The sequence below is a fragment of the Sphaerimonospora sp. CA-214678 genome (assembly GCF_050942215.1).
GTDB lineage: Bacteria > Actinomycetota > Actinomycetes > Streptosporangiales > Streptosporangiaceae > Sphaerimonospora.
The window spans coordinates 5,966,695-5,993,200 of the sequence record NZ_CP192056.1 but is presented as its reverse complement, the minus strand read 5'-3'; the positions used below and the strand labels follow the sequence as shown (position 1 = coordinate 5,993,200).

General features: G+C 70.1%; 30 protein-coding genes. 25 read left to right on the top strand and 5 right to left on the bottom strand.

The annotated features are described in order from the left end of the window. The first annotated feature begins 362 nt into the window (after nt 1-362). Nucleotides 363-1,427, top strand: a complete 1,065-nt coding sequence (locus ACQP1K_RS26725) for a hypothetical protein (RefSeq protein ID WP_433498442.1) — start codon at nt 363-365, stop codon at nt 1,425-1,427. A gap of 750 nt (nt 1,428-2,177) precedes the next feature. Further along, on the top strand, nt 2,178-3,497 hold the full coding sequence (locus ACQP1K_RS26720; protein WP_433498441.1) for a type III PLP-dependent enzyme: 1,320 nt from the start codon (nt 2,178-2,180) through the stop codon (nt 3,495-3,497). 20 nt (nt 3,498-3,517) lie between these two features. Here the strand turns inward: ACQP1K_RS26720 and ACQP1K_RS26715 are convergent, their stop codons facing one another. After that, a complete protein-coding gene (locus ACQP1K_RS26715) occupies nt 3,518-4,297 on the bottom strand; it encodes a GntR family transcriptional regulator (protein ID WP_433498440.1) in 780 nt (259 codons plus the stop codon). 295 nt (nt 4,298-4,592) lie between these two features. Here ACQP1K_RS26715 and kynU point away from each other — a divergent pair, with 295 nt between their 5' ends. Further along, nucleotides 4,593-5,822: a kynureninase gene (gene kynU, locus ACQP1K_RS26710; RefSeq protein ID WP_433498439.1), complete on the top strand. Its 1,230-nt coding sequence runs from the start codon at nt 4,593-4,595 to the stop codon at nt 5,820-5,822. A 41-nt stretch (nt 5,823-5,863) separates the two neighbouring features. Here the strand turns inward: kynU and ACQP1K_RS26705 are convergent, their stop codons facing one another. Continuing rightward, complete coding sequence (locus tag ACQP1K_RS26705; RefSeq protein WP_433498438.1) at nt 5,864-6,274, bottom strand: ClpX C4-type zinc finger protein; 411 nt, start codon at nt 6,272-6,274, stop codon at nt 5,864-5,866. 382 nt (nt 6,275-6,656) lie between these two features. Between ACQP1K_RS26705 and ACQP1K_RS26700 the strand changes: the two genes are divergently transcribed. From ACQP1K_RS26700 to ACQP1K_RS26680, 5 genes are all read left to right on the top strand, one after another. Beyond that, entirely contained in the window at nt 6,657-7,277 is a 621-nt protein-coding gene (locus ACQP1K_RS26700) for a mycothiol-dependent nitroreductase Rv2466c family protein (protein ID WP_433498437.1), read from the top strand. 94 nt (nt 7,278-7,371) lie between these two features. Then, nucleotides 7,372-8,088 (top strand): phosphatase PAP2 family protein, encoded by a 717-nt coding sequence (locus ACQP1K_RS26695; RefSeq protein ID WP_433498436.1) that lies wholly within the window; start codon nt 7,372-7,374, stop codon nt 8,086-8,088. Between the two features lie 650 nt (nt 8,089-8,738). Beyond that, nucleotides 8,739-10,619 carry a hypothetical protein gene (locus ACQP1K_RS26690; RefSeq protein WP_433498435.1) on the top strand — a complete coding sequence of 627 codons (1,881 nt, stop codon included), beginning with the start codon at nt 8,739-8,741 and terminating at the stop codon, nt 10,617-10,619. 39 nt (nt 10,620-10,658) lie between these two features. Next, nucleotides 10,659-11,642 (top strand): AAA family ATPase, encoded by a 984-nt coding sequence (locus tag ACQP1K_RS26685; RefSeq protein WP_433498434.1) that lies wholly within the window; start codon nt 10,659-10,661, stop codon nt 11,640-11,642. Further along, nucleotides 11,642-12,427, top strand: coding sequence for a hypothetical protein (locus ACQP1K_RS26680; protein WP_433498433.1), 786 nt, complete (start codon nt 11,642-11,644; stop codon nt 12,425-12,427). The genes ACQP1K_RS26685 and ACQP1K_RS26680 overlap by 1 nt, the downstream gene beginning before the upstream one ends. Nucleotides 12,428-12,580: 153 nt before the next feature. Here ACQP1K_RS26680 and ACQP1K_RS26675 read toward each other — a convergent pair whose 3' ends face one another. The 3 genes from ACQP1K_RS26675 to ACQP1K_RS26665 all read right to left on the bottom strand — a co-directional run bounded on the left by ACQP1K_RS26675 (nt 12,581) and on the right by ACQP1K_RS26665 (nt 14,720). Next, nucleotides 12,581-13,153, bottom strand: a complete 573-nt coding sequence (locus tag ACQP1K_RS26675) for a hypothetical protein (protein ID WP_433498432.1) — start codon at nt 13,151-13,153, stop codon at nt 12,581-12,583. Between the two features lie 18 nt (nt 13,154-13,171). Then, nucleotides 13,172-14,107, bottom strand: a complete 936-nt coding sequence (locus tag ACQP1K_RS26670) for a hypothetical protein (RefSeq protein ID WP_433498431.1) — start codon at nt 14,105-14,107, stop codon at nt 13,172-13,174. An 88-nt stretch (nt 14,108-14,195) separates the two neighbouring features. After that, on the bottom strand, nt 14,196-14,720 hold the full coding sequence (locus ACQP1K_RS26665) for a hypothetical protein (protein ID WP_433498430.1): 525 nt from the start codon (nt 14,718-14,720) through the stop codon (nt 14,196-14,198). Nucleotides 14,721-14,805: 85 nt separating this feature from the next. Between ACQP1K_RS26665 and ACQP1K_RS26660 the strand changes: the two genes are divergently transcribed. From ACQP1K_RS26660 to ACQP1K_RS26580, 17 genes are all read left to right on the top strand, one after another. Then, the gene (locus ACQP1K_RS26660; protein WP_433498429.1) at nt 14,806-15,489 is read left to right on the top strand and encodes a response regulator transcription factor; all 684 of its coding nucleotides are present in this window, start codon (nt 14,806-14,808) and stop codon (nt 15,487-15,489) included. Further along, nucleotides 15,474-16,757, top strand: coding sequence for a sensor histidine kinase (locus ACQP1K_RS26655; protein ID WP_433498428.1), 1,284 nt, complete (start codon nt 15,474-15,476; stop codon nt 16,755-16,757). Before ACQP1K_RS26660 ends, ACQP1K_RS26655 begins: the two co-directional genes overlap by 16 nt. A gap of 35 nt (nt 16,758-16,792) precedes the next feature. Continuing rightward, complete coding sequence (locus ACQP1K_RS26650; RefSeq protein WP_433498427.1) at nt 16,793-17,185, top strand: PepSY domain-containing protein; 393 nt, start codon at nt 16,793-16,795, stop codon at nt 17,183-17,185. 148 nt (nt 17,186-17,333) lie between these two features. Then, nucleotides 17,334-17,945: a DivIVA domain-containing protein gene (locus tag ACQP1K_RS26645; protein ID WP_433501654.1), complete on the top strand. Its 612-nt coding sequence runs from the start codon at nt 17,334-17,336 to the stop codon at nt 17,943-17,945. A gap of 44 nt (nt 17,946-17,989) precedes the next feature. After that, nucleotides 17,990-18,856, top strand: a complete 867-nt coding sequence (locus tag ACQP1K_RS26640) for a hypothetical protein (protein ID WP_433498426.1) — start codon at nt 17,990-17,992, stop codon at nt 18,854-18,856. A gap of 45 nt (nt 18,857-18,901) precedes the next feature. Beyond that, a complete protein-coding gene (locus ACQP1K_RS26635) occupies nt 18,902-19,270 on the top strand; it encodes a DUF488 domain-containing protein (protein ID WP_433498425.1) in 369 nt (122 codons plus the stop codon). A 179-nt stretch (nt 19,271-19,449) separates the two neighbouring features. Further along, entirely contained in the window at nt 19,450-19,959 is a 510-nt protein-coding gene (locus ACQP1K_RS26630; protein ID WP_433498424.1) for a hypothetical protein, read from the top strand. A 5-nt stretch (nt 19,960-19,964) separates the two neighbouring features. Continuing rightward, nucleotides 19,965-21,143, top strand: coding sequence for an SRPBCC family protein (locus tag ACQP1K_RS26625; protein WP_433498423.1), 1,179 nt, complete (start codon nt 19,965-19,967; stop codon nt 21,141-21,143). Further along, complete coding sequence (gene gvpJ, locus ACQP1K_RS26620) at nt 21,140-21,553, top strand: gas vesicle protein GvpJ (RefSeq protein ID WP_433498422.1); 414 nt, start codon at nt 21,140-21,142, stop codon at nt 21,551-21,553. Before ACQP1K_RS26625 ends, gvpJ begins: the two co-directional genes overlap by 4 nt. Nucleotide 21,554: 1 nt before the next feature. Beyond that, a complete protein-coding gene (locus ACQP1K_RS26615) occupies nt 21,555-22,493 on the top strand; it encodes a GvpL/GvpF family gas vesicle protein (RefSeq protein WP_433498421.1) in 939 nt (312 codons plus the stop codon). Between the two features lie 138 nt (nt 22,494-22,631). Next, a complete protein-coding gene (locus tag ACQP1K_RS26610; protein WP_433498420.1) occupies nt 22,632-22,865 on the top strand; it encodes a gas vesicle protein GvpG in 234 nt (77 codons plus the stop codon). 7 nt (nt 22,866-22,872) lie between these two features. Then, nucleotides 22,873-23,262, top strand: a complete 390-nt coding sequence (gvpO, locus tag ACQP1K_RS26605; protein WP_433498419.1) for a gas vesicle protein GvpO — start codon at nt 22,873-22,875, stop codon at nt 23,260-23,262. Then, nucleotides 23,259-23,717, top strand: coding sequence for a gas vesicle protein (locus tag ACQP1K_RS26600; RefSeq protein WP_433498418.1), 459 nt, complete (start codon nt 23,259-23,261; stop codon nt 23,715-23,717). The genes gvpO and ACQP1K_RS26600 overlap by 4 nt, the downstream gene beginning before the upstream one ends. Then, a complete protein-coding gene (locus ACQP1K_RS26595; protein WP_433498417.1) occupies nt 23,710-24,582 on the top strand; it encodes a GvpL/GvpF family gas vesicle protein in 873 nt (290 codons plus the stop codon). Before ACQP1K_RS26600 ends, ACQP1K_RS26595 begins: the two co-directional genes overlap by 8 nt. Continuing rightward, nucleotides 24,579-24,833 (top strand): gas vesicle protein, encoded by a 255-nt coding sequence (locus ACQP1K_RS26590; protein ID WP_433498416.1) that lies wholly within the window; start codon nt 24,579-24,581, stop codon nt 24,831-24,833. The genes ACQP1K_RS26595 and ACQP1K_RS26590 overlap by 4 nt, the downstream gene beginning before the upstream one ends. Then, nucleotides 24,817-25,149: a gas vesicle protein K gene (locus tag ACQP1K_RS26585; protein ID WP_433498415.1), complete on the top strand. Its 333-nt coding sequence runs from the start codon at nt 24,817-24,819 to the stop codon at nt 25,147-25,149. Before ACQP1K_RS26590 ends, ACQP1K_RS26585 begins: the two co-directional genes overlap by 17 nt. Before the next feature lie 382 nt (nt 25,150-25,531). Then, on the top strand, nt 25,532-26,494 hold the full coding sequence (locus ACQP1K_RS26580; protein WP_433498414.1) for an anion permease: 963 nt from the start codon (nt 25,532-25,534) through the stop codon (nt 26,492-26,494). Nucleotides 26,495-26,506: the final 12 nt, after the last annotated feature.

Below are 26,506 nucleotides of genomic sequence, written 5' to 3'. Positions count from 1 at the left end.
AAGTGCGGCCGATCGGACGTCGCCGATCGGGTGCCGCTGATCGGGTGTCGATCAGGAGCCACAGATGGGAGGTTCCACCGGGTGGTGTCCACGGGCTCTCGTCCATGGGCCGTCACCCTCGGGATGGCCGAAGGCGTCTTCCGGAACCGGCTCCCTCGCCGGTCGTCGTCGCGGGGTTCGTCCGCCCCCTGCGCCTGTCGAAACCCGCTACCTGTCGCCCCTTCCGACCGTGGCGTCTGATGCCCGAACGGTGGTGATTCTTCGGGAGGTGCGGCGTTCAGGTTGCGAGGGAGGTCGGATAGCAGGAAAGTCGTGTCCGGACGGGCGTTCCGTCGTTACCTTCCAACTCCCAGGGCTTGCCGATGACGAATCAGACCGACAACTTCCCCGACCTGATGAGCGACGACTCCTTCGAAGTGGTGATGCGCGGGTACAGCCGCCGCCAGGTTCACGACTACATGGTCCGGACCCGCAACCAGATCCGAGACCTGGAGGAGCGGCTCGCCCGCACGATCGACCAGGCCGAGCAGAGCCGTCTCGAGCTCGCCGAGGCCCGGCGCAAGCTGACGGAGTCGCCACAGAACCCCGACGAACTCGGCGAGAGGCTGAGCCAGATCCTCAAGCTCGCCCATGAGGAGGCCGCGGCCAACAAGCAGGCGTCCGAGGCGGAGGCGGCCAGGCTGCACGACAACGCGGTAACCGAGGCCGAGCGGCTGGTGACGTCGGCGCGAGAGCAGGCCGAGGCCATCAGGGGAGCGGCGCAGGAGGAGGCCGAGCGTCGGATCGCCGATGCGACCGCCACCGCAGAACGGCTTCTGGCGCAGGCCGGTGCGGACGCCGAGGAGACTCTGACCACGGCACGGGCCGAGGCCGAGGAGACCCGGCAGAAGGCACGGGACGAGGCCGACCGCCTGCTCAGCGAGACGCGTTCTCACGCCGACGCCATTCTCGGCGCGGCACAGCAGCGCGTGGCGACACTCGACGAACACACGGGTCGTCGCGTGGCCTACCTGACCGACACGCACACCGAGGTGATGCGCCGCCTCAACGAGATCGGTACGGTTCTGGGCGACCTGCTGCAGCGGGAGGCGGCCGCGGGGCCGCTGATCGACGAGGCCGCCGTCCTGCCGCCCATGCCGTACCAGCCCTACCAGCAGCAGGCTCATCAGCAGGGCGGATCGGTCGCTTCTGAAGAGGACCAGTCCTCGCCCGCACCGGTGGGGCCGGCCGACGACGTCGCGGACATTCGGGGTCATGCCGCAGCCGCTGAAGAAGTGGATCTGCGGGTGATCGTGGAGGACACGCGACAGGGGGAGCAGGCTTCCGCTGACGCGGACCAGGTGATGACGGACGCGATGACGGCGGAGTCCGTGGTGGTGGAGGACACCGACGTCGATTTCGGCCGGGCCCGTCGAGCATCCGACTAGGTGGTGTCTGACAGATCCCGCCGTGCCGCGCATGACCCGGGCCGCGCCTGCTTCACTCGGCGCAGACGTCGCCGATAACGCTGTTATCGGCTCCTGCTCCGCCTTGCGATGCGTTCGCCTGGATCCCGCTGCTCGCGACCGGGTGGTATTTGTCAGGCACTCCCCGGCAGGAGCCCAAGCGCCGTTGATGCGGCCGCGCGTACGCGTCGCCTTCCGGCCAGGCGATCTGGCGTAACAGATCTGGTGTAACAGATCTGGCATGGCGGATGGCATCACGGTCTGGGCATCACCGTCTGGGCATCACCGTCTGGGCATCACCGTCTGGATGGCGATTCAGCGAGTCTCTGGTAGCGGAAGCCCCCGCCCCCGATCGGGTCGGGGGCTTCCGCGCTCATGGGTTGGCGGCAGCCGCGCGTCGCTCCTGATCGTGAAGCTGCTGACGCAGCCCGTCGGCCTCGTCGGCGTCGACCGCCATCGCGCATCCGGCACTTCGTTGGGCCGGTGTGAGCGGACGATGCCGAGTGGCCCACCATCGGCCTGCGTCACTCCGCCAAATTGTCCATTCCGGAAAGTCCCGGGCAATCTCGGTAAGGTGCCGGTCAAAGGGCATCCGTCACCTTCCCTCGCCTGAACGTGCGGCTGTTCTTGACTTCTCTCACCAAGGTGCGGGACATCTCTAGAGAAATCAATGATCGGAATGGTCAGGTCAACCTATCGGTCACATCTCGTACGGACACGGTCGGGGGAAATATGACGACAGAACGGCAGACTTGGTCTCAGGGGAAGGCTCCGAAGCGGTCGTGGGCGTACGAACCGGGGTCGGCCGGGCGACTGCCCGCCTTCGTGTACGACCTGGCGGAGCTGGACGTCCATGTGCAGGCCGTGAAGGACGCTCTCGGCGACGTCGAACTCTATTACGCGGTCAAGGCGAATCCCGACCCCGAACTGCTGAAGGTGCTCGCGCGCCACGTCGACGGCTTCGAAGTCTCGTCGGGTGGGGAGCTGGCCCATGTTCGTGGGCTGCATCCTGACATGCCGGTCGCGCTCGGCGGTCCCGGGAAAACGGACGAGGAGCTGCTCAGCCCGGTCACCCGGCTCCACGTGGAGAGCCCGGGTGACCTTCGCCGTCTGATCGCGTCCGGGCGCTCAGCCGACGTGCTGTTACGGGTCAACCTCGATCTCCCCCTCGACGGCGCTGCGCTGGCGATGGGCGGGGGCGCCACTCCCTTCGGGATGGACCCGGGGAGCATCGCGGAATGCCTGGAGCTGCTCGGCCGTCAGCACGCGGTCCGGCTCCGGGGGATCCACGCGCATCTGGCGAGTGGTCTTGACGCGCACCGGATGTTGGAGCTGGCCGCGGCCACGCTCGACTACGTCCGCGGGCTCGGCCTCACCGAGCCCCGTGACGGCCGCTCCCCCGGCATCGGCGGCTCTACCGGGGTTGCCGTCGATACCGGGGCTGCGGTCGACATCGGGATCGCCGTGGACACTGGGATCGCCGTGGACACCGGGGTCGATCGCTCCGCCGGCGTCGACGGCGGCATCGGCTCCGGCCGCTCCGCCAGAGGTGAACGGACCACCGGGGCCGACCAGACGATCGAGATCAACCTGGGCGGCGGGATGTCGGTCTCCTACACCGATCCCGACCTGCGCTTCGACTGGCAGACGTACGGCAGGGGCCTCGCCGAGCTGCGCCATCCTGGCGAGGTGCTCAGGGTGGAGCCGGGTCGGTCGCTCGCCGTCTACTGCGGGCGTTACGTGACCCGTGTGATCGACGTCAAGCGCGTCCACGGCGAGCTGTTCGCGGTGGTGGCGGGCGGCACCCACCACATCCGGACCCCGGCGACCAGGGGGCACAGCCAGCCCATGGTCGTCGCGGAGTCCGGCGAACCGATCACGATCGTCGGCCAGCTCTGCACCCCGAAGGACGTACTGGCCCGGCGCGTCCCCGTCGGTCTGAAGCCCGGCGACGTCGTGGAGTTCACCATGGCGGGAGCGTACGCGTGGAACATCTCCCACCATGACTTCCTCATGCACCCCAAGCCGGGCTTCCACTACATCGGAGAGTGATCACCAGGAAGCCGGCGGCGTCACGCGTCGAAGTCGTACTGCAGCACGTACGAGGCGGAGTCGAGGGTCATCTCGTTCAGTTCGACCGGTACGCCTCCGGAGGCGAAGGCGATTCTGGAGATGACGATGATCGGGGTGCCCGCCGGGAGCCCCAGCAGCTTGGCCTCCCTCGGCTGCGGCATCCGCGCACGCACCTCCTCGGTGAAATGCACGGGCGGGTAGCCGAGATCGCCGAGGCGGGCGTACACGCCTCCCGGTCCGGTGTCCGGCAGCGTTATCGGGCTTCCCTCGACGATGTCGGCGGGGAAGTACGAGGTCGCGAGCTGCACGGGCCGTCCGTCCACGGAATAGCGACGGCTTCGCACCCACACCTCGTCACACCTCAGCGCTCGGGAGACCGCCGTGCTCGCGGGTTCCCGCCGGAGATCAAGCTCGTCCACAGCGTAGGCCCGGCCGGGTGTGTCGGAGTCCCAGATGGCCCGACCCTGACCCCACTGCTCTCTCGCGAGCCGCCGTGATCCGTGCCGGCGGATCGGGCGGAACAATCGGACATACACTCCGGAACCGCGCCGCGGTACGGCCAGACCCTCGTTGATCAGTACGGCGAGCGCCTGGCGCGCGGTCGCCCGGGCTATGCCGTATTCGGCCATGAGCGCGTTCTCACCGGGTAGTCGATCCCCGTCGTCCAGGGCGCCGGAGAGGATCTGATCGCGCAGGCGATCGGCGATGCGGCGATAGACCGGTGAATCCTGATGCCTCGGGGGTACCGGGGGCGGTGGGGGCACGGGGGACTCCGTCACTTTTGATCACCCTCTGTCACCAACGGGGATTGGCGTCTCCAGAGAACTTGCCCCGTCCTGTCCACGATTGCACAGAGTCTGTCGTTGGTCCCGTGCTTATTTTGAGAGCATCGTGCTCATGTGGTGATCTCTGGGGGTTATAGCCGTCCGTTACCGCGACGCTGTCTTGGCCGCATTGATCCTTATGGGTTCTCCGCCCGCCCGCCCCTGTCGCGCCCCGGCGTGGCCATCTGGCCAGATCGGCCCATAAGGGGTTATTTATGGACATAACCGCAGCAACCAAGGGAGCCGACCTGTGGCCATCACCCGTGCTGAATGCCAGGCCCTCGACGCGGAGGACCCGCTGAAGGACTTCAGGGAGGAGTTCTCGCTGCCCCCCGGGGTCATCTACCTCCTCGGAAACTCGCTCGGCGCACTGCCCCGGCGGACCCCCGAGCGGGTCGCCCACACCGTCGAGACCGAATGGGGCGTGCATCTCGGTGCGAGCTGGAACACCGCGGGCTGGTGGGACCTGCCCCAGACGACGGGCGACCGGATCGCGCCCCTGATCGGAGCCCGGCCGGGCGACGTGCTCGCCGGCGACTCCACCTCGGTGAACATCTTCAAGGCCGTGACGGCGGCGCTGCCGCTGCGGCCGGGCCGCCGCGTCATCGTCTCCGACCTGGACAACTTTCCGACCGATCGCTATGTGGTCGAGGGTGCGGCCCGTGTGCTGGGGCCGTACGAGATCAGGGACATCGGCGGGAACGGCGGCTCGCTGGAGGACGCGCTCGACGACGACGTGGCGCTGGTCCTGCTCTCCCACGTCGACTATCGCACCGGCGCGATGCACGACATGGCCGCGGTGACCGCCCGGGTCCACTCGGCGGGTGCGTTGATGATCTGGGATCTGTGCCACAGCGCGGGCGTCGTGCCCGTCGAGGTGGGGGAGATCGACCTCGCGGTCGGCTGCACGTACAAGTACCTGAACGGCGGCCCGGGGGCGCCCGCGTACATCTACGTGGCTCCCCGTCATCAGGAGGCCGTGCACAATGTGGTGTCCGGCTGGCACGGGCACGCGGCGCCGTTCGACTTCGAGCCGACCTACCGGCCGGCCCCCGGGGTACGGCGATTCGCCGTGGGCAGCCCGCCCGTGCTTTCGTACGCCGCGCTGGGCGCATCGCTCGACATCTGGGAGCGGGTGGACATGGCCGCGATCAGAGCCAAGAGTGTGGCGCTGACCTCCCTCTTCATCGAGCTGATCGACGCGCTGTGTCCGGAGGTGGCGCTGGTGACGCCGCGCGATCCGGCCGGGCGGGGCAGCCAGGTCAGCTATCGTCACGCCGATGGCTATCCGGTGATCCGGGCGCTGGCGGATCGCGGGGTCGTGGGCGACTACCGGGAGCCGGAGATCATCCGGTTCGGGTTCGCTCCGCTCTACGTGCGGCACGTCGACGTCCACGACGCCGCGACGACGCTGGCGGAAGTGCTCGGCAGGGAACTCTGGCGGGACGAGCGATACGGCCGGCGGCTGGCCGTCACGTGAGCCGGACTCGCGGCGGCCGCCGCCTGTTCAACGGGGGCCGTTCACCCGCGGCGGCGGTTGAGCTCCGCGACGATCTGACCGGCCAGGGCGACGCAGCGGTCGCAGATGCGGCCGCCCTCGCCGTGGACCATGTGGACCCGGGGGCCGGGCGGACGCCGGCAGAAGGAGCAGGCGGCGTCGCGCTTGCGCTGCCGGTTGGCCAGGTGGCGGTGGGCGAACGCCGGAGTGAAGCGCCGCCGCCTGATCGGATGCCTGACGATCCGGAACCGCTCGATGATGGCGATCCAGGACGATCCCGCATCGCGGGCCTGCCGTACGGCCAGGTCGATCAGAGGGTCCGCGTCACTGGGCGACTCCATGCCGAGGGCGATCGCGGCCGACAGGGTCTCCAGGGGATCGGCGGGGTCGGACGAGCGGGAGCGGGCGCGCTCCAGTAAATCTGATGGCTCCATGGCGGCAACCATAAATCTCGGCCATAAGATCATCAAGCGGCCGTGACGAGACCCGTGGGCCGGCGGCGCATGCCGCCTACGGGACGCCCGCGGGCCCGTCCACAGCCCGTCCACAGACTGCCTACGGATCCGTCCACAGCCTGTACATGACCTGTCCACAACCTGTCCGCAGGCCTGCCGATCGGAATGCCGGAGGAACTTCTGCAGGAACGCCTACGGGAACTTCTGCAGGAACGCCTACGGGAACGCCTACGGGAACGCCGAGGGAATCAGGAGAGGCCCCCTGCGGTTTGCTTGAGACGAACCCAGGTGGTGGACCACGGCACCGGCCTGGCCGGTCACGCCGCTCCTAACGAGGGCCGTTCGAATCAGGAGAGCATTGATGACGGAAACCGTGCAGCGTCCCAAAGTCGACTTCTACTTCGATCCCGTCTGCCCCTTCGCGTGGATCACCTCCCGATGGATCCTGGAAGTGGAGAAGCAGCGCGACATCGACCTGCGGTTCCGGGTGATGAGCCTGTCGGTGCTCAACCAGGGCAGGGAGAACCTGTCCGAGGAGTACCGCGATCTGCTCGACCGCGCCTGGGCACCCGTACGCGTGTGCATCGCGGCCGCCCAGCACAGTGGTGAGGGCGTGCTACGCGACCTCTACACGGCGCTCGGCACCCGGATCCACAACCAGGACATCAAGGACTACAGCGTCGCGATCAAGGAAGCGCTCGCCGAGGTCGGCCTGCCCGCCGAGCTCGCCGACGCCGCGGACGTGACCGACTACGATGAGGCGCTGCGCCGGAGCCACCACGAGGGCATGGACCCGGTCGGCATGGACGTCGGCACGCCGACGCTTCACATCGACGGCGTGGCGTTCTTCGGACCGGTGCTCACCCGCATTCCGCGTGGTGCGGAGGCGGTCAAGGTCTTCGACGGTGCGCTCGCGATGGCGAGCTATCCGTACTTCTTCGAGCTTAAGCGCACCCGCACGGGCGAACTCGACTTCACCTGAGCCGCTTCCACCTGATCCGTTTTCGCGATGGGCGACGTCTGCCGGACACTCCCTAAGGTCTGTAAGACCATGGGAACGCGAACGCGGAGGAAACGTGCTTAAAGAGATCGATGACGTCCCAGACGTTCCGGATGTCAGCATCGGGTGGTACCGGGACGTCGTCGGCTTCGCCCAGGAGACGCCGTCGTGGATCCGGGACTGGGCCGAGATCGGCACCGACGCGATCCCGGCGCTCATGGCGGCCTTGTTCGCCGTCGTTCTGTGGCGGGCCTGGCGGGGTGCAGACCGGCCGGGTGAGGGCTGGGCGGGTGAGGACCGGTGGGGCGCGGACCAGTGGGGAGCGGGGCCGCGGGGAACGGTCCGGCGTGACCCCCGGGCGCTGGCGCTGGCCCTTCTCGGGCCCGTCGCGACGGTGACGGCGTACCTGTGCAGCGAGCTGATCAAAAGCATCCTGAGGATGCCCCGGCCGTGCTGGCCGTCCGGTGAGACCCTCATCATCGCGACCTGCCCGGAAGCGGGGGACTGGTCGCTGCCGAGCAACCACGCGACTTTCGCCGCCGCCGCAGCCACGGCTCTGGTCATCGCCTGGCGTCGAATGATCGTCATCGCGCCTGCGCTGGCCGTGATCGCGGCCGCCTCACGGGTCTTCGTCGGAGTCCACTACCCCCATGACGTCGCGGCGGGGTTCCTGCTCGGCGTGGTCGTCGCGTCCCTGGTGATGGCGGCGCTGCTCACCCCGGCCACCTCGCTGGTCACCCGGCTGCTGACTCGGCTGACTCCGCAGCGGCCGGCCCGGCATCGCATTCGATGAGCGCGGAACCGCCGAGACCACGCGGGACGACCTGATCCGAACGCCGGACCCGCCTCGCCGTGGACGGCCGCGTCACCCGAGCGCACCCGAGCCGGCCGGGTAGATCACCCGGCCGGCCGGTCGCTTTGCCCGAGTCAGGTAGTGCCGACGCGGAGTCTGACCATGACCCGGTCTGCTGGTAAACCCCGTTCACAACGCCGACTCGGCTGATAATGAAAAACATTCGCATCGCCGGCGCCTGATCGCCCGTGTGGTGTTACCCGGCCTGGCCGAGTCGCCATACTTATATTTCCGAATCCCGGCGAGTCGGATGATCCGCCGAGGAGCGTCTACAGAGAAGTCGAAGGTCACGTGCATTGAAACGGATGGTCCTCCTCGGTTGTTTTCGGATGACCATATCTTCGATATTTGGGGTTATCATGAAGTGATGGTTTCTGAGGTTCTTTTCCTTCCCAACAGAAGAGTGTCAGTCTAAGATCTCAATCTATGTATCGGTATGTAGCAGATTTTCCAGCAAGGTGCGTGCGGCTCCAAAGTCGCAGTGATGCTCACGCCGAACATGCCTCATACGTCGCTGCCCCCGTCCCCGGAAGACCATGAACCCGCCGACCGGAACCGGGGATCCCGCGCTCGATCCCAGACGCGGGAGGGTGGCGGTTTGGGTGGGCGAGCACGGCGCCCACCTCGTCGACTACGCCTCATATCACCTCGATCCGGCACGGACGGTGACGGTGGTCGCGGCCGCCCTGGCGGCCTGCGTCCATCAGAACGAGCCCGGGAACGTTACAGACCGCGCCCGGCTCCTGGCCGCCGTACGCCGTGGGTGCGCCGACGGCCCCGACCGTAGGGAGGGGTTCCGGCCGGGCCCCGGCCCGGGTACACCCGACGACGAGGCGGTCAGGTGCGCGTGGTCTCTGGTCGATCCGCTCGGCGCGGAGACGCTACGCCTGCTCTACCGCCACGAGCTGACCCCCCATGATCTCTCGTATGTGCTGGCACTGCCGTTCCGTGAAGTCGGCAGGCTCGTCGCCCGGACGCAGGACATCGTCGAGATCCTGGTGAGCGGGCTCGACGGTCTCGCACGCGGGCGTCCCCTCTGCCCGGATCTCGGCCCGCTCGCGGCAGCGGTCTTCCCCGCCCACGTGGAGCGATCGGCGACGGGATCGGCTTACCCGGCCGTGGAAGACGCGGGTGCCCGTACGGCCCTGCTGAGGCACATCGTGACGTGCCTGGTGTGCAAGCGGCCGATCAACATCCGATACACGGTGCCGCAGATCCTCTCTCACCCGCCGATCGCGGCACTCAGCCCGGAAACCAGACAACGTCTCGCCGAGGCCGATCCACCAGCGCCCGAGCTCGCCGCCGGAACGCGGGCTCCGTCCGTACACTGGCCTCCCGAGTCTTTCGGCGGGCCGCTCGCCGCGCCCGTAGCCGTGAACCCGGCGGCCGTCGCGCCGCCACGGCAGCCGTCAGAGCCCCGGCGGTCGCCAGAGCCCCGGCAGCCGTCCGAGCCCCGGGCGCTGTCCGGGGGGGACGGCCGGGCGGAGACGCCGCTGTACGACGCGCTGCTCTCCCAGATCAGGGCTCGCGCGATCGCGGCACGTACCGGTGACGAGACCCCCGTGGGAGCCGAGCCCGGCGGCTCTCCCGAGCCGAGCCACGTGTCGATTCCGAGCGAGGCGCCCGCGCTGAGCAGCTTCTCCGTCCCGGGTGCCGATCCCACCGTCGGCAGGCGGCTCAGAGAGCTCGGATCAGGCGTCCGTTCGGCGCGGCACGCCCTGCCGCGCGGCCGGGAGCACGATGATTTCGACCTGGAGGGCGGCGCACCGGTCAGAATCCTCGAGATGATCGCGCGGGTGTGGGCGCTGATCCGCGCGACCGCCATCCGGATCGTGATCGTCGTGGTGGCGGGCGCTGCGGGCACGGTCGCCGGGATCAATCTCCTGGCTCCGGCCGGCCAGACCGGCGAGGCGACCGGGTCTCTCCACCCTTCCGTCGCCGGGGCCACGGCTCTCAGCGGCACCGCCGGCGGGACCACCGGAGCGTCGGCGTCGGCCGCCTCCCCCGAGGCGACCACCACCGATGACGGTACGGCCAAGCCCGCCATCTCGGAGTCCACCGCCTCGGTGCCCGGCGCGTCTGAGCTCGAGGTCCCGGAGGCCGATGGCGATGGTGAGGGCGATGGTGAGGGCAAGGGCGGCGGCGACGGTGAGGACGCGGAGACCGGCATCCTGTCGGTCGGCGGCCTGCGGATCCCGTCAGAGGTCGAGCTCGACGATTTCGGCCGAGGCGAGATCACCCTCTCGACCACCTCCGACAAGCCACTCAAATGGCGCATAACGGCGAATGATCTGGACGTCAAACCGTCGAGCGGCACGCTGCGGCCCGGTCGGAGCGACACCGTGAGCGTGCGCGCGGCGCGGGTGCGCTACTGGTGCGGTCCCCCTCCGCCGGTGTCGGCCCCGCTCGTCCTGCACGGGTCGTCCCGCTCCAAGAGCGCGATCGTGACGGTGCACTGGCGTACATGCTGACAGCCCCCCTCATCTTTTCTCCGCGAAAGGACCCCGGCCATGCGCGAGACCCACACCCCTGCGCCGACTCCGGCAGCCGAGCATTTCCCGGAGACGGTGCCGCTCACGGCGGAACATCTGCTTACGAACCGCCGCAGTGAGCCGGCGGGCGGGTGGCGGCGGCTCGTGTACCGATTGACCGGGGGCAGGATCATCCCGGGGGAGTCCACGGCGGAGCTGGAACGGCGTACCCTGATCGCCCACGCCCAGACTCCCGTCGCGAGCGGCCATCACCGGATAGCGGTCATGAGCCTCAAGGGCGGTGTCGGCAAGACCACGACGACGGCGGCTCTCGGCAACACGCTGGCGTCGCTGCGGGGCGACCGGGTGATCGCGATCGACGCCAACCCGGACCGCGGGACGCTGGGGCTCAAGGTCAAGTCGGAGACCGCCGCGACCATCCGCACCCTGCTCGCCGAGGCGCCCAACGTCGTCCGTTACGCCGACGCCCGGGCCTTCACCTCGCAGTCGCCGGCCCGGCTGGAGGTCCTGGCGTCAGACTCGGACCCGGCGGTCAGCGAGGCGTTCGACGCGGAGGACTACCGTACGGTCGCCGGGTTGATCGAGCGGTACTACTCGATCTGCATCACCGACTGCGGCACCGGTCTGCTGCACGGCGCGATGGGCGCGACGCTGGAGATGGCCGACCAGATCGTGCTCGTCACCATGGTCGCGGTCGACGGTGCGAGCTCAGCCGCCGCGACACTCGACTGGCTCACCGCGCACGGCCATGGCCGCCTCGTCAAGAACGCCATCGTCGTGCTGAACGCGGTGGAGTCGAAGTCGCATGTCGACGTGGACCTGCTGGAGCGACATTTCACGCACCGCTGCCGTGCCGTCGTACGTGTGCCGTTCGACCCGCACCTGAAGGAGGGGGCCGAGGTCGACCTGACCCGGCTCCGGCCCACCACCCGCGGTGCGTACCTGCGCCTGGCCGCCGCCGCCGGCCAGGCGTTCGGCCAGCGTCCCGACCGGAGCAGCTAGTGGCGACGGTCGACCGCGATCCCCCACCGGACCCGATGCTCGACTGGGACTCGGATCTCGACTGGGATCTCAGCCCGCAGCGGCGGTGGAATCCGCGCCTTGTGCTGTTCGTGATCGCCGGGCTGGTCACCGTGCTCGCTGCCGTGGTGATCGTGCTGCAGACCCGGCGGGCGGAGTCGAAGGAGGTCCCGGCCCCCGTCCTTACGGCACCCGCCGTCGAACTGGCGGAGCCGGGCGGGCGTGAGGGCGCGGCAGGCTACCCGGTCGGTTTTCCCGACACCGAGATCGGAGCGGTGTCCGCCGCTTCCGCCACACTCGAAGGCGCCTGGACGCTGGACGCCGCCAGGGCCGAGCAGGCGGCCGTGCTGTACGCCCCGCCGGACCAGCGCGAGGCCGCCCGAGAGGGCGCCAAGACCGTCGTGCGTGGATGGCGGGAGACCCTCGGACTGCCCACGAAAGGGGATCTCCCCGAAGGGGCGGCGCTGCGGACACAGACCGTCGGCGTCCAGTGGCAGGTTCGAGACGACGACCAGGTCCAGGTCTCCGTGCTGGTCCTGGTGACCGCCACCAAGGGGGGAGACGACGACACGTCCGTCTATTCCAGCCCGTATGCCATGAACCTGCTCATGACATGGCTTCCCGATGCGCGCGGTACCGGCCAGGGGGACTGGGTCAACATCCCCGATCCCACGCCTCCCGCCGTGCCCGCCGCGGCCCTCCCCGGAACCCCAGAATTCGCCGCCGCCGGCTGGAAGTCCATCACCGGCCCCCGGCCGAGTCCCTGACCATCCCCCACCGCACCGAGAAGAGCCTCACATGACCCCTCGCATGTCCCCAAGACGTACGACCCTGGTCTCCGGCCTGCTCCTGGCGGCGGTCTCCGCGACGGCGGGCGCGGTCGTCGCCCAGCCGTGGAGCGCCGCCGCGCTCGGGTCCACTCAGGCGTCGAACACGCCGGGTACGGTTCCACCACAGGACCCGATGTCACCGGCTCCCGTCTCCTTGATCGAACCGGCCTCCATAAGCGACAGGACACCCCGGCAGGAGACCGCGACCGAGGACGGCACCGCGTCCAGAAGCGGCTCCCGGGCTTCGACCGACTCAGTGACCTCAACCGATTCGGCGTTCTCGAATGACGGTACGTCGGCCGGGGGCGGCGGGGCCTCCGACGCCTCGACGTCGGCGGACGTCGGTGGTGATCGGCGCGCCGCGACCGACTCCCGGTCGTCCTCCAGAGAGTCGTCCTCCAGGGAGTCGACCTCCGGTACGACGAGTTCCAGTGGGTCGAGGTCCGGCGATTCCACATCCGGCGGATCCACGTCCGGCGAGTCGTCTTCCAGTGCGTTCACGTCCAGGGCTCGCGAGTCGAGATCCCGTGAGTCGGGCAGCCGGGATTCGGCCACCGCAGACTCCGGACGCACGAGGCGGACCACCGGGTCGGACTCCACGGCCACCGCACGCCGGCCACGATCCCAGCAGGCGAACGGATCGACTGGCGGGACCGCGAACACGGCCTCGGCCTCTTCCGCTCAGCCCGGCGGGCAACCCGCCGCGACCCCGTCGCCCACCGCGAGTTCCGCACCAACCGCGAGCGCTACCCCGGCGGCCACAGCGTCGCCGAGCGCTACCCCGGCGGCCACCGCGTCACCGGGCCCGAAGCCCGATCCCACGCCCAGCCCTAAGCCCAGCCCGATCCAGACCCCGCCCCCAGCCCAGACGCCGGCCCCAGTCCAGACGCCGGCCCCAGTCCAGACCCCGGCCCCAGTCCAGACCCCGGGCCCGACGCAGACACCGAGCCCGACGCAGAATCCGACGACCACACCGAGCCCGTCTCCCAGCGCCGATCCTGCACCGAAGCCCACGGCCACACCGACCGTGAAGCCCACCCCGAAGCCCACCGACAAACCGACCACCAAACCGACCACCAAGCCGACCCCCGCACCGACCGTGAAGCCCAGCCCCAAACCGACGGTGCAGCCGCCGGCGCCGAAGCCGAGCCCGTCCGGCGAGGTGCCGTCGACCCCGCTCCCGACGTCGACCGCCACTCCCTCGGGCCCGGCCACGCCTCTTCCCACGACGAACCCTCCGGCCCCGACACCGACCCGGGCGCCTGTTCCGCCGCTGCCCACCCTCCTCCCGACACCGCTCATATTCGAGCCGTCGCAGCCCGCTCGCGTGCTCGACGTCCAGCCCATCCCGCCGCTCAAGATTCCCGGGGCGGTGCCCGTCCTCGCCGCCGGTTCCGAGGCGGACACCTGCGGGTACGGCGAGGGAGCCGCCGAGTGCTGGACGCTCGCGCCCTGGCGGGGCCGTACCGTCCCGCGTGGCGCCTGGGTCTCCGGGCAACCGATCTCTCCGTCGGCCACGCCGAACTGGGCGTTCGCGCCGCCCAGCGCCACGTCGGCGACCAAGGTCGCGGCGCCGCCGGCGGATCGGGCCGGCTGCTGGGCTTTCAGCCCGTTCACGCGGTGCGCGACGACCGGGTGACGTATCGGAACGGAAGATGTGAGCCCCCGGTGATCGCCGGGGGCTCACCTCGTCGTCGGCCGACGCTCAGTCGTGTTCTGTCACCCGGGCATTCGGCGCTCCGCCGACGCACCGCACCTCGATCTCGATTTCGATGTCGGGATCGTCGGATTCGAACTTCACCCGGACCTTGTCGTCCGGCCCGGGTTCGACGTCGTCCGCCTGGAATCCCTGGGCCGGAGTCCACGAACGCAGCCTGGCCGACCCGCCGTCGCATTCGGCGATCACGTGTCCGCCGGCGGTGGGGATCAACTGGACACGCGTTTCCGGCCCGGGAGAGGGCGTCCCCGAGAGCGCTGAAGGACTCGCTGAGCTCAGGGAACTCGGTGAGCTCGGCGGGCTCGGGGAACTCGGTGAGCCGGGGACGGCGCGGGGATCTCGGCTGAGAGAGAGTGCGCTGCGGACCTCGTCGGGCGTCATCGGACGGTTGGCCGCGTCCGTGTAGGGCCCGCCGAACAGGCCGATCAGCATGACGCCGGCGCCCGAGGCGAGAACCGCCGCGACGAGCCAGCCGGCCGTCGCGAGTGCGAGACGTCCGATCACATCGTCCACTCTTCCACCGGCCACGCTAAACGATGGTTAAGAGCACGATAACGGACCTGTCCACGCCGCAGAACCGGGGCTACCGTAACGGCAAATGGCTCACGTGCTGCTCATCGAAGACGACGCGACGATCCGCGCCACCCTCACCCGGGGCCTTCGGGACCACGGCCACGCCGTCTCCTCCGCGCACATCGCGATGGACGGCCTGCGCGCCGCGGTGTCGGACCGCCCCGATCTCATCGTGCTCGACCTGGGCCTGCCCGACCTGGACGGGGCCGACCTGCTGCGCATGCTCCGGGCGGTGAGCCGGGTCCCGGTGATCGTGGCCACCGCCAGGGACGGCGACTCCGAGATGATCCGCCTGCTGGACGCGGGAGCGGACGACTACGTGGTCAAGCCGTACAGCGCCGCACAGCTCGACGCGCGGATACGGGCCGTGCTGCGGCGGACGGGCATGGCCGGCTCCGCGGACACATCGGTGACCGTCGGCGGGTTGCGGGTCGACCCGCGCACCCGCGAGGCCACCCTCGACGGCACGGCGCTGGAGCTCACACCACGTGAGTTCGAGCTGCTGCACTACCTGGCGGCCAGGGCGGGGGAGGTCGTCACCAAGCGCGAGCTGCTCACCGAGGTCTGGCAGGTGCCGTACGGCGGGGCCGACAAGACCGTCGACGTCCATTTGTCCTGGCTTCGCCGCAAGCTCGGGGAGAGTGCCCAGGAGCCTCGTTATCTCCAGACCGTCCGGGGCGTCGGCGTGCGCCTGTGCGCGCCGTCGTGAGGCGCTGGCTCGCCGTACTGGTCGGGGCGACCACATCCCTGGTGCTGGTGTCCCTGCTGGTGCCGCTGGCGCTGCTCGTCCGGGCGACGGCCGAGTCCGAGGCGGTCGACGCGGCGACCGGAGCGGCGGAGACGGTGGCGGTGGCGGCCGGCTCCGTCGACGAGGAGACGCTGAGGTTGACCGTGGAGCAGGTGAGCGCGTCGATCGGCAACCCCGTTACGGTCTTCCTGGCCGACGGCCGGTTGCTCGGCGCCCCGGCGGAACACACCCCCGCCGTGGATCTCGCGGCACGGGGACGTAGCGTCACCGCCCTGGCGCCCGGCGGCCGGGTGATCCTGATGTCCGTACACGGCGCGCCGGGCGGCACCGCGGTGGTGCGGATCTTCCTCTCCGACGCCGCCCTGACCCGTGGTGTCCGGGAGACCTGGACCGCGCTGTTGATCTTCGGCGTGGTCCTGGTCGGGCTCGGCGTCCTGGTCGCCGACCGGCTGGCCCGCGCCATCGTCCGGCCGACCAGCGCCCTCGCCCGTGTCTCCCACCGGCTCGCCGCCGGAGACCTCGCAGCGCGGGCGCGACCGGAGGGCCCGCCCGAGGTCCGGGCCGCGGGCCTGGCGCTCAACCATCTCGCGGGGCGCATCACCGATCTGCTCGCAGAGGAACGTGAGAACGCCGCCGACGTGTCCCATCGCCTGCGTACGCCGCTGACCGGGTTGCGTCTCGAGGCCGAGTCCCTGACCGACCCGGAGGAGGCGGCCCGGATCGAGGCCCGTGTGGACGACCTGGAACGAGCGGTCACCGCCGTGATCAACGATGTCCGGCGACGATCGCGCGATCGCGCGGCGTGCGACGCGGCCGCCGTGGTCGCGGATCGGGTGAGGTTCTGGTCGGTGCTCGCCGAGGACCAGTCCAGAAAGGTCGGGCTCGACCTCGCTCCCGGTCCGCTCGTCGTGGCGGTGTCCGCCGGAGATCTGGCCGACTGCGTCGACGCCCTCTTGGGCAACGTCTTCGCGCACACCCCCGAGGGGACGTCCTTCGCGGTACGGCTCGCCCCGGGTGAATCGGGTGGTGCCGTCGTCCTCACCGTGTCCGACGCCGGGCCCGGCTTCGGGACGGCGGGCCGGCCGCGGCGTGGGGAGAGCGGCGCGGGGTCGACCGGGCTCGGCCTGGACATCGCCCGCCGTGTCGCGATGTCGTCCGGCGGCTCGCTCGCCCTCGGCGGCTCCACGCTGGGCGGTGCGGAGGCTCGCGTAACCCTAGGACTCGCTTAGCGCGGCGTTAGCCCGGCCGGCGCGATCCTGATGGCATGAGAAATCGAGCTGTCGGAAAGACGACGGGAATCGCGCTCGCGGGCATCGCCGGCCTCGTGGGCATCGCGGTGCTGGCCGGCGCCGGGACCGCGACAGCGGGCGCCGCCTCCACTTCGACCACCTCGGCCGTTTCGGCCGTTTCGGCCGCGTCGAGCGCCTCGACCGGTTCGGCGGCCTCCACCGCCGACGACGTCTCTTGGGAGAGGGCCGTCGAGATCGCCAAGAAGCGCGTCCCCGGAGCCCGGGTCACCGAGGTCGAGCGCGAGCGGGAGCACGGTCACCGCACCTGGAAGGTCGAACTCCGCAAGGGACAGTGGGAGTACGAGGTCTATGTCTCCCGAAAGACCGGAAAGATCGTGAAATTCGAGAGCGAATGGGACGACGACTGAACCCGCTGGTGAGCCTCACCCGACTCTGAGAAAGGCAAAGAATCCCTCGGCTGTCGATCACATGTGTACGCCTCCGGTAATTGGACAACTACTGAAGGTAACGAGTAGTCCACGGGGCACGGCTGCCGGGGGAAGGTCGGTGAGGCGCATGGGCCAGGGACATGGGCAGGGGTACGGCTCGACGGGCGTGGCGGAGAGCGAGCCGTCCCTACGCCCCCGCCCCGACTCCTACGCGGTGGCGGGATTCCTGAGCCCGGCCGCCGTACGCAACCAGGTGTTCACCGTCGTCAGGCTGCGCGAGGGGTACGACCTGGCGGAGGTGGACAGGTTCCTCGGCCTGGTGGAGATCACGCTGACCCGGCTGCTGCGGGAGAACGAGGAGCTCAGGACGGCCCGGTCGCAGCAGGAACCACCGCTCTCGGGGGAGAACGCGGTGCGCATCGTGGAAATCGTCCAGGAGGCGGCCGATCGGACGATCACGATGGCCCATCAGGAGGCGCAGGCGATCCTCGCGGACGCCCGGGAGCGGGCCGCCTCCCTCCGGGAGGAGATCAGAGACTGTCGTGACGCGACCCTGGAACGCCGGATCGAGAGCCTGCACGCTTTCGTCGCCGGTTTCGGCAGCCAGCTGAAGGAGAGCCTGGACGGCCAGCTCAACCGGCTGCACAACCTGCTCGACGGCCTCCAGGACCCGGACGGGTGCGAAACGGGGGCCATGCAGTCCGCGGGGTCACGGGACGCCGCGCTTCCAGAGGGCTGAGCCCCTCAGTCCCTGTCGGAAAGCGACGACAGAAGGTCTCACCGATGCCGATTTCGGATTGGGTACGGGCCGTGGGGCCGGTGCTGGAAGGAAAGGCCGCCGATCGGGAGGCGTGGGCGGCCGTGCTGCTCGTCTGCGCCGCCACCATGGTGGGGGCGTGGCCGGCCAGGCGCAACTCGCGGCGCATCGCCGTGTGGCTGGCGGCTGCGTCGGCGGTGATGCTGGTCACGGCCGTGGTCGACCTGCTGCCCAGCGCGTGGCTCGCGGCGTTCCACGCCGGCACCCCGCTGTGGTGGCTCGGGCTCGCCGCCGCGTCGGGATTCCTCGTCACCACATATTTCACCCGAGGGGGAGGCGACCGGACGCCCGGCCACCCGGCCACCCGGCTCGGCGGTCTGCACGCTCCCGGCCGGCACCGCCGGGTCCGGGTGGCCGTCGACGCCGCGGTGTTCGGCGCCCTGGGAACCGCGGCGGCGTTCACCCTGCGACGCGGGATCGAGGGGGCGTCGCCGGCGCTGACCACGTCAGCGGTGGTCGTCATCGCCCTGGTCGTCCATTCGGCGAGCGAGGGACTGGCGCTGGCCGCGCTGCTGGGCGTGGCCCGGCAGCGCCTCGCGCCGTGGCTGTTCGTGGCCTGCGTCAGCCCGGCCGTGGGCGTCCTGTGCGCGGGCTTCACCCCGCTGCCGGCCGCGGTGGCGCCCATCCTGCTCAGCGTGGTCATGGGGGTCCTGCTCAGAACCTCGATGGTCGGCCTGCGACTCGCCGCGCGCAGCAGGGAAAGCGGCCGGCTCACCAGGCGCCAGGTGGCCGTCGCACTCATCGCCGCAGCGGCCGTCGGGAGCCTGCTGGCCACCACGCACAATCCGCGGGACTATGAGGCGATTCTGTCTGTCGCGTCGCTCGTACGGTGAGCCCGGCGGCGGGTATCGGCATATCCTGAGCAGGGGGTGGGGCAGATGCCGTCGTCGTCCGTCGTGGTGCGCCGCGTTTACGATGCCCCGGAGTCCGGGGACGGGGTGCGGGTGCTCGTCGACCGCATCTGGCCGCGGGGCCTGCGCAAGGAGGCCGCGCACCTGGACGAGTGGCTCAAGGACGTCGCGCCGTCGTCCGAGCTGCGCAAGTGGTACGGCCACATGCCCGAGCGGTTCGAGGAGTTCCGGCACCGCTACCTCGACGAGCTGGCCGACCCCGCCCGGCGGGCCGCCTTCGATCGGCTACGCGGGCTGTGCGAAGAGGGCCGGCTGACGCTGCTGACCGCGACGAAGGACGTGGCGCACAGCAATGCCGCCGTACTCGCCGATCTTCTGTCGGAGCCGGCCGGCTGAGCCGTACGGCCCACGCCTGATTCCCTGATCGCCGCCTGACCGCGCGAAACACGACTTGGTCGGCGGGCGGTCCGTTATGTACAGATTTGCGTTTCTGGTCCCACTCTCAGGGCATGCATCCGGTTTGTCCGGGATCACCGTACGGCAGGCCCCCGGCGATGCCACGAGGAGGGGCGATCATGAAAGAAGGATTGAAGGTGGCCCTGGCCATCCTCGCCGGCTACTACCTCGGGCGGCGCCGCAAACTGGGCCTGATGGGCGTGCTGGCTCTGATCATTGTGGCGAACCGGCTGCGGGGTGAGGGGACAGCGGGCGGCCTCCTGCAACAGGGCGTCAAGGCCCTCGGCGGTGCCTCTCCCGAGCTGGGCAAGATCACTGAACGGGTGCGCGGCGACCTGCTGGACGTCGGCAAGGCGGCCGTGATGGCCGCGACCAGCAAGCAGATCGACGCGCTGAGCGACAGGCTGCACGAGCGCGCCGAGGCCCTCCGTCATCCCAAGGCCCCCACGGCGGGGCGGCCCGCTCCGGGGACCGCGGAGCCCGAGGCGGAAGAGGGCCATGCGGAGGCGGAGGAGGAGGGCTTCGAGGAGGAGCCGTACGAAGAAGAGGAGCCCGAGGAGATCGCAGCCGAGCAACGGCCCAGGCCGCGCGTCCAGCGTCCGCAGCGGCCGGTCTTCCGACGGAGGTGAGGCCGATGACCGAGCAGTTGAGAGAGACGACCGCCCGGGCGACGGGGGCACTGAAGCCGGGGACGCTGAAGACGCGAGCCGGGCAGACGGGAGCTGTGCGGACGGCGGTTCCCGAGATGCCGACCAGCAGGCTCGGCCGGGAGGTGCGGAACCTGGCGACGGCGATGGTGGAGCGTGCGCTCTCGTCGATCACCGACAAGGTCGACGGTATGGCCGGCCGGCTGACCGACTACGTCGAGCACGGCGAGTCGGGCCTGCTCGGCGCGCTGACGGGGCGTGGGACGGGGCTGCTCGCCTCGGTGGCCCAGGCGCTCACCGGGGACGGCGGCGGCGACGGCGGCAGCCATCCCATCCGGGCGGCGCTCGGAGCGTACGCCAAGGAGAAGATCAAGGGCATCTTCGGCGGGGGCAAGAAGGGCAAGGGCGGCAAGGGCAAGAAGCTGAAGGTCACGAACATCGTCGAGACACTCGACATCGGGGCCCCGCTGCCGGTGGTCTACAACCAGTGGACGCGCTTCGGGGACTTTCCGTCCTTCATGAAGAAGGTCGAGTCGGTCGAGCAGAAGTCCGACGAGAAGCTGGCCTGGAAGGCCCAGATCTGGTGGTCGCACCGCACCTGGGAGTCCACGATCGTCGAGCAGGTCCCCGACAGCCACATCATCTGGCGTTCCAAGGGGGCGAAGGGGTACGTGGACGGCGCGGTGACCTTCCACGAGATCGCGCCCCGCCTGACCCGTGTCCTGCTGGTCCTGGAGTACCACCCCCAGGGGATGTTCGAGGGCATGGGGAATCTGTGGCGTGCGCAGGGCCGCCGGGCCCGGCTGGAGCTCAAGCACTTCCGGCGGCATGTCATGACGCAGGTCCTGCTGCACCCCGACGAGATCGAGGGCTGGCGGGGCGAGATCCGCGACGGCAACGTCGTCAAGGACCAGGAGACCGCCCTGCGCGAAGAGCGCGAAGAAGAGGAGCACGAGTTCCCCGTCGAGCCCGAACCTGAGGCTGAGCTCGTCGACAGGCCAGAGGAACCCGAGGCGGAGGAGGCGGCGGACGAGCGCGAAACCGGAGAGTACGCCTCCGTCCCGTTCGAGAGATCGCGCCGGGGTCGTGAGCCCATGGAACGGCCCGTACGGCGCGGCCGGCCGCCGATGGCGGAGACACGCACATCGAAGGGGAGGAACGCATGACCGTAGCCGTTCCGTCCGGAGGCGGCGGCCTACCCGGCCGCCCATCCGGATCCGGCCTGGCGGACGTCATCGACACGATCCTGGACAAGGGCCTTGTCATCGATGCCTACGTCCGGGTTTCACTCGTCGGCATCGAGATCTTGACCATCGACGCGCGCATCGTCATCGCGAGCGTGGACACCTACCTCCGGTTCGCCGAGGCCGTGAATCGGCTGGACCTCTCCAAGACCCAGGACACGCTGCCGGAGTTCCTGAGCGGCATGACCGAGGGGGTGGCGCGGGGCAAGTCGAAGGGCGTGGCCAAGGGCGTGCTGGAGGCGGCCGGGGAGAAACTGCAGGACTTCGTCTCCGGGTACACGGAGCAGAACGAACCGGCGTCTCGTCCGCGCCGCCGACGGGAGGGGAGCTGAGATGCCGGGCCACACCGGGATGTCCGGCGGTGGCCGGGCGTCGTCGCAGGCCGCGCCGCGGGCCACGTCCCGAGCCGCCGCGTCCGGAACCACCGCCAGAGCGGACGGCCGGACGGCCGGCAGGACCGCGGACAAGACAACAGAAGAGCCCACAGAAAAGACCACTGGCAGGACGGCCGACCGGAGCGGGGTCGTTCAGCGCGACATGGCGTGCTATGTCTACGGCATCGTGCCGGCCGACGTCGAGACCAGCCCGGACGCCGTCGGCGTCGGCGACCCGCCCAACCAGATCAAGATCGTACGGCACGGCGAGATCGCCGCGCTGATCAGCGACGTCGACGTGAAACGGCCACTGGGGCGGGCGCGGGATCTCGTGGCTCACGAAGAGCTCCTCGACGCCGCCGCCGTCGAGGTGCCCGTGCTGCCGCTTCGGTTCGGCGCCGTGCTGACCACGCCGGACGCGGTCGTCGAGGAACTGCTCACCCCGCACCACGACCGGTTCGCCACCGCCCTGAAGCAGATCGAGGGCCGAGTGCAGTACGTCGTGAAGGCCCGTTACGCCGAACGCCCGATCCTGATGATGGTGCTGGCCGAGATCCCCGAGGCCAGGCGGCTGCGTGACCGGATCCGCGACCTGCCGGAGGACGCCACCCGCCCAGAACGGATCAGGCTCGGCGAGGTGATCACCCAGGCGATCGAGGCGAAACGCGAGGCCGACACCCGGTGGCTGGTCGATCGCTTCGCCTCGTGTACGGCGGCCGCCAACATCCGGGAGCCGACGCATGAGCGGGACGCCGCCCACGTCGCGTTCCTCGTCGAGGCCGACCGCATCCCCGACTTCGAGCACACGCTGAACGAACTGCGCCACGAGTGGGCCGACCTCGTCGAGCTGCGCCTGCTCGGCCCGATGGCGTTGTACGACTTCGTCACCACGGGATGAGACGGCACGGATGAGAAAGCACGGATGAGAAAGCCCCAAGAGGTGAGAAAGCACAGATGAGAAAGCTCGGATGACTCGGATGACACGGCACGGGATGCGGTGTGGAAGACGACCCGAGCGTGTGAAGGAGGAGGACAGGTGGGACTGTTCAGCCTGCTGTTCGGCTGGCCGCTCGCCCCCGTCCACGCGGTGATCCGGCTCGGCGAGCTGATCCAGGAACAGGCCGAGCGCGAACTGCGCGACCCGGCGGCGGTCCGGCGGCGCCTGGAGGCGATCGAGGAGGCCAGGCGCGTGGGAGAGATCTCCGAAGAGGAGGAGGCGCAGGCCGTGGAAGAGGTGCTCCGCCTGATGACCGGCCCGCGGAGAGGGTGATGCTGCGATGCCTCCCAGCCGACGATCGCGCTACGAATACCGGGCCGGGCCGTACGGGCGCACCGCCGTGTCCGAAGCGGGGGAGGGCGACGAGCGGGTCGAACAGTCCCGCGCCCGGCAGCGCGCACTCAACGCGGCGACGGCGGGACGGGCCGGTGCGCGCTACATCGCCGACCTGACCGCGAAGGTCCCGGAGGGCGTCACGCTGGTGGAGCCGCTCGAGAACGGCTGGGTGGTCGGTGTGGAGGTGGTCGAGGACCATCGGATCCCGTCGTCCGGCGACATCCTCGCCGTCTATGAGGCGGAGATGGACGACGAGGGGAACCTGCTGGCCTACCGGCGGGTACGGCGCTATCGGCGGGGCACCGGAGACTGCGTCGAGGGCCTGCCGCGATGACCGATCCGCGTGCTCGCCCGGTCCTGCGGGATTCGTACGTGCCGGCGGCCCCCGCCGCCAGGGAGTCGGCCAACCTGGGCGACATCCTGGAACGGGTGCTCGACCGGGGCATCGTGATCGCCGGGGACATCCGGGTGAACCTGCTGGACATCGAGCTACTGACGATCAAGCTGCGGCTGGTGATCGCGTCGGTGGACACGGCACGTGAGCTCGGCATCGACTGGTGGGAGCACGATCCCTGGCTCACCGGGAAGAACCGTGAGCTGCTGGAGGAGAACCGGCGGCTGCGCGATCGTCTCGCCGCCGCCGAGCAGCACGCCTCCCTGCCGAGACGTACGGCTCCAGAAGACACGGCCCCGGAAGAAAGGGCCCTGGAGGAGGCGGCCCGGGAAGGTGCGGGACCGGAGATCACGGGTGAACGTCGGGGACGCGGGACGGAGCGGCACGGTGAGTGAGCGGGACGATCACATCGGCCAGGGCGTGTACCTGTACGCGGTCACCGGTGACCTGGGAGAGGACGGTCGGCGGGAAGGCCTGACGGGCGTCCTCGGCGCGCCCGTCCAGGTGATCGGGCACCGGGGACTGCTCGCCCACGTCAGCCGGGTGCCGCTGGACCGGTTCGGGGAGGAGCCGCTGCGCCGTCACCTGGAGGACCTGGACTGGGTCGAGGGGGTGGCCCGGGCCCATCACCATGTGGTGGAGACCCTCGCGGAGGCCGTACCGACCGCGCCGGTGCGGCTGGTCACCGTCTACAGCGGCGAGGAGCAGGTCCGCGGCATGCTCGACCGCCGGCACGACGACTTCGCCGCCGTGCTCGCACGGGTCGCGGGACGGCGGGAATGGGGCGTCAAGGCGTACGCGAAGCCGGATGCGGCGGCGCCGGAACCCGGCGGCGGGCCGACCGGTGGATCCTCCGCGGGATCGGCGGGTGCGACGGCGGACAGCCCGGGCACCGCCTATCTCCGGCGGCGCAAGGCGTCGCTGCGCAGCCGGCAGGACCTGTGGCGGGCGGCGGCGGAACGCGCCGAGCGGCTGCACGCCGCCCTGGAGACCGTGGCGGTGGCGGCACGCCGGCACCGTCCCCAGGACCCGCGGCTGTCCGGCAGGACCGACTGGATGGTGCTGAACGGCGCCTACCTGGTGGACGAGGGCCGGGAGGAGGAGTTCGCCGCCGTGCCCGCGTCGTTCCGCGAAGAGGGGATCGACGTGGAGATCACCGGCCCCTGGGCGCCCTACTCCTTCACCGAGCTGCCGGCGGAGACACAGCGGGAGATCAACCCGGAGATCAACCCGGAGGCGCCGGCGGAGGCGTCGCCATGACCGTCGAGAGCGGCAGGGGCGCGGCACTGGCGGCCGAGGGACGCCTGCCGGCCGAACGTGTGGCGCTCGTCGACCTCCTCGACCGGCTGCTGGCGGGGGGCGTCGTGGTCGCCGGGGATCTGGTGCTGTCCATCGCGGACATCGATCTCGTCCGGATCTCCCTGCGCGCGCTCATCGCGTCCGTACGGGAGGCCGATGTCATCGGTACGGGACCGGGGTATGAGGAGCGAGAGCATGAGCCGTATCGATGACGACCGGAGCCATGACCGGTGTGACGGCGGGCGGCCCGCGACCCAGTGGCGGCTCAACACCGACCCGGAGGCGGTCGAGCGCGACCTGAGCCGCCTCGTGCTCACGCTGGTGGAGCTGATCCGCCAGCTCGTCGAGCGCCAGTGCATCAGGCGGATGGACCAGGGTGATCTGTCCGACGAGCAGGTCGAGACGCTGGGCCTGACGCTGATGCGCCTGGAGGAGGCGATGACCGAGCTGTGCGACCGCTTCGGGCTGTCGCCCAGCGACCTGAACCTCGACCTCGGGCCCCTCGGCACGCTGCTGCCCACCGACTGAGCCGCCCGGATCACGACACGGCGGAATTGCGACATCCCCTGCCCGTTGTGCGGGTCCTGGACCGGCCCCTTGAGGTCGGTGTGGAAGAGCCGCCCTTCCCGCTTCTCCCCCAGGTCCCCCACTCCCTGACGGTCACTCTGGCAGGAGTGCGGTCTCGACCGTTTTGATCTTGATGATGATAGTTCGTCCGAATGTCAGGACAAATTCTTGACTCTTTCCCTACCGAACACTTAGAACTGGAGGCCTCCGGACGAGGAGCCTTCATGCCTGTGCGCCTGCTGGGTCTGTTGCCGGGTCGGTCGTCTGACCCCGGTCGAACAGGTCCGTTTCGCGTTGTTCTCCTCCCGACTCCCGTCTGATGGGGTGGGCGGCGGCGTTCGCCATGATGGCGATCCTCTTCGTACTGATCAGCGGGGCCAACGACGGCGCCACACTGATCGGGCTCGGGCTGCGGTTTCCCCGCTCGCCGGGCTGGCTGATCACCGCGATCCTGCTGGTCGCGCTCCTGACCGTGCCGTACGTGCTGGGGGTCGCGGTCGCGCGGACCTTCACCGAGGGGCTGGCGGAGCTCGACACCCCCGGCGGCACGGCGACGTTCCTGGCCGGAGTGGTGATCGCGGTCGTGGTGATCGCCGTCCTGACCCGCAGGGGGCTGCCGACCAGCCTGACGCTCGCGGTCATCGGCGGCATCGCCGGTGCGGGCCTCGGCGCCGGACTGCCGGTGTCGTGGCGGCGGCTGGGTGCGGTGCTGACGATCGGGCTCTGCGCGCCGCTGGCCGGTTTGCTCCTGGGCTACCTGCTCGGGGCGCTGTCGCGGCGGGTGCCGTCCCATCGCCGGATGTCCCGGCTGATGTCCGCCGCCCATCTGGCGGCGTACACGGCCCAGTGCGTCGCGTACGCGGCGAACGACGGACAGAAGATGATCGCGGTGGTGAGCGTGGCGCTCGATGTGGCCGGCCGGGCGGGCGGGCTCGGCGCGGTGGGCCGGGTCGAGGTCCCGCCCGGCTGGATGGCCGTGCTCGCCGTGCTCTTCCTCGTCGGGTCGCTGACCAGCCTCACCCGTGTCGGGGAGCGGCTGGGACGCGGTCTGGTGATCACCCGGCCGCTGCACATCGTTTCGGCCGAGACCGCGGCGACCTGCGCGGTCCTGGGCAGCTCGGCCCTGGGGAGTCCGGTGAGCATGACGCAGTCGATCACGGCGGGCGTCGTCGGCGCCGCGGCGAGTGAAGGAGTCAAGAGAGTGAGGTGGCAGGGGGTGCTGAACGTCGGTACGGCATGGCTGGTCACGCTGCCGTCGTCGATGGCGCTGGGCTGCCTGGCGGGCCTCGCGGTGAGGCTGCTGTGAGCGGCGGCAGGG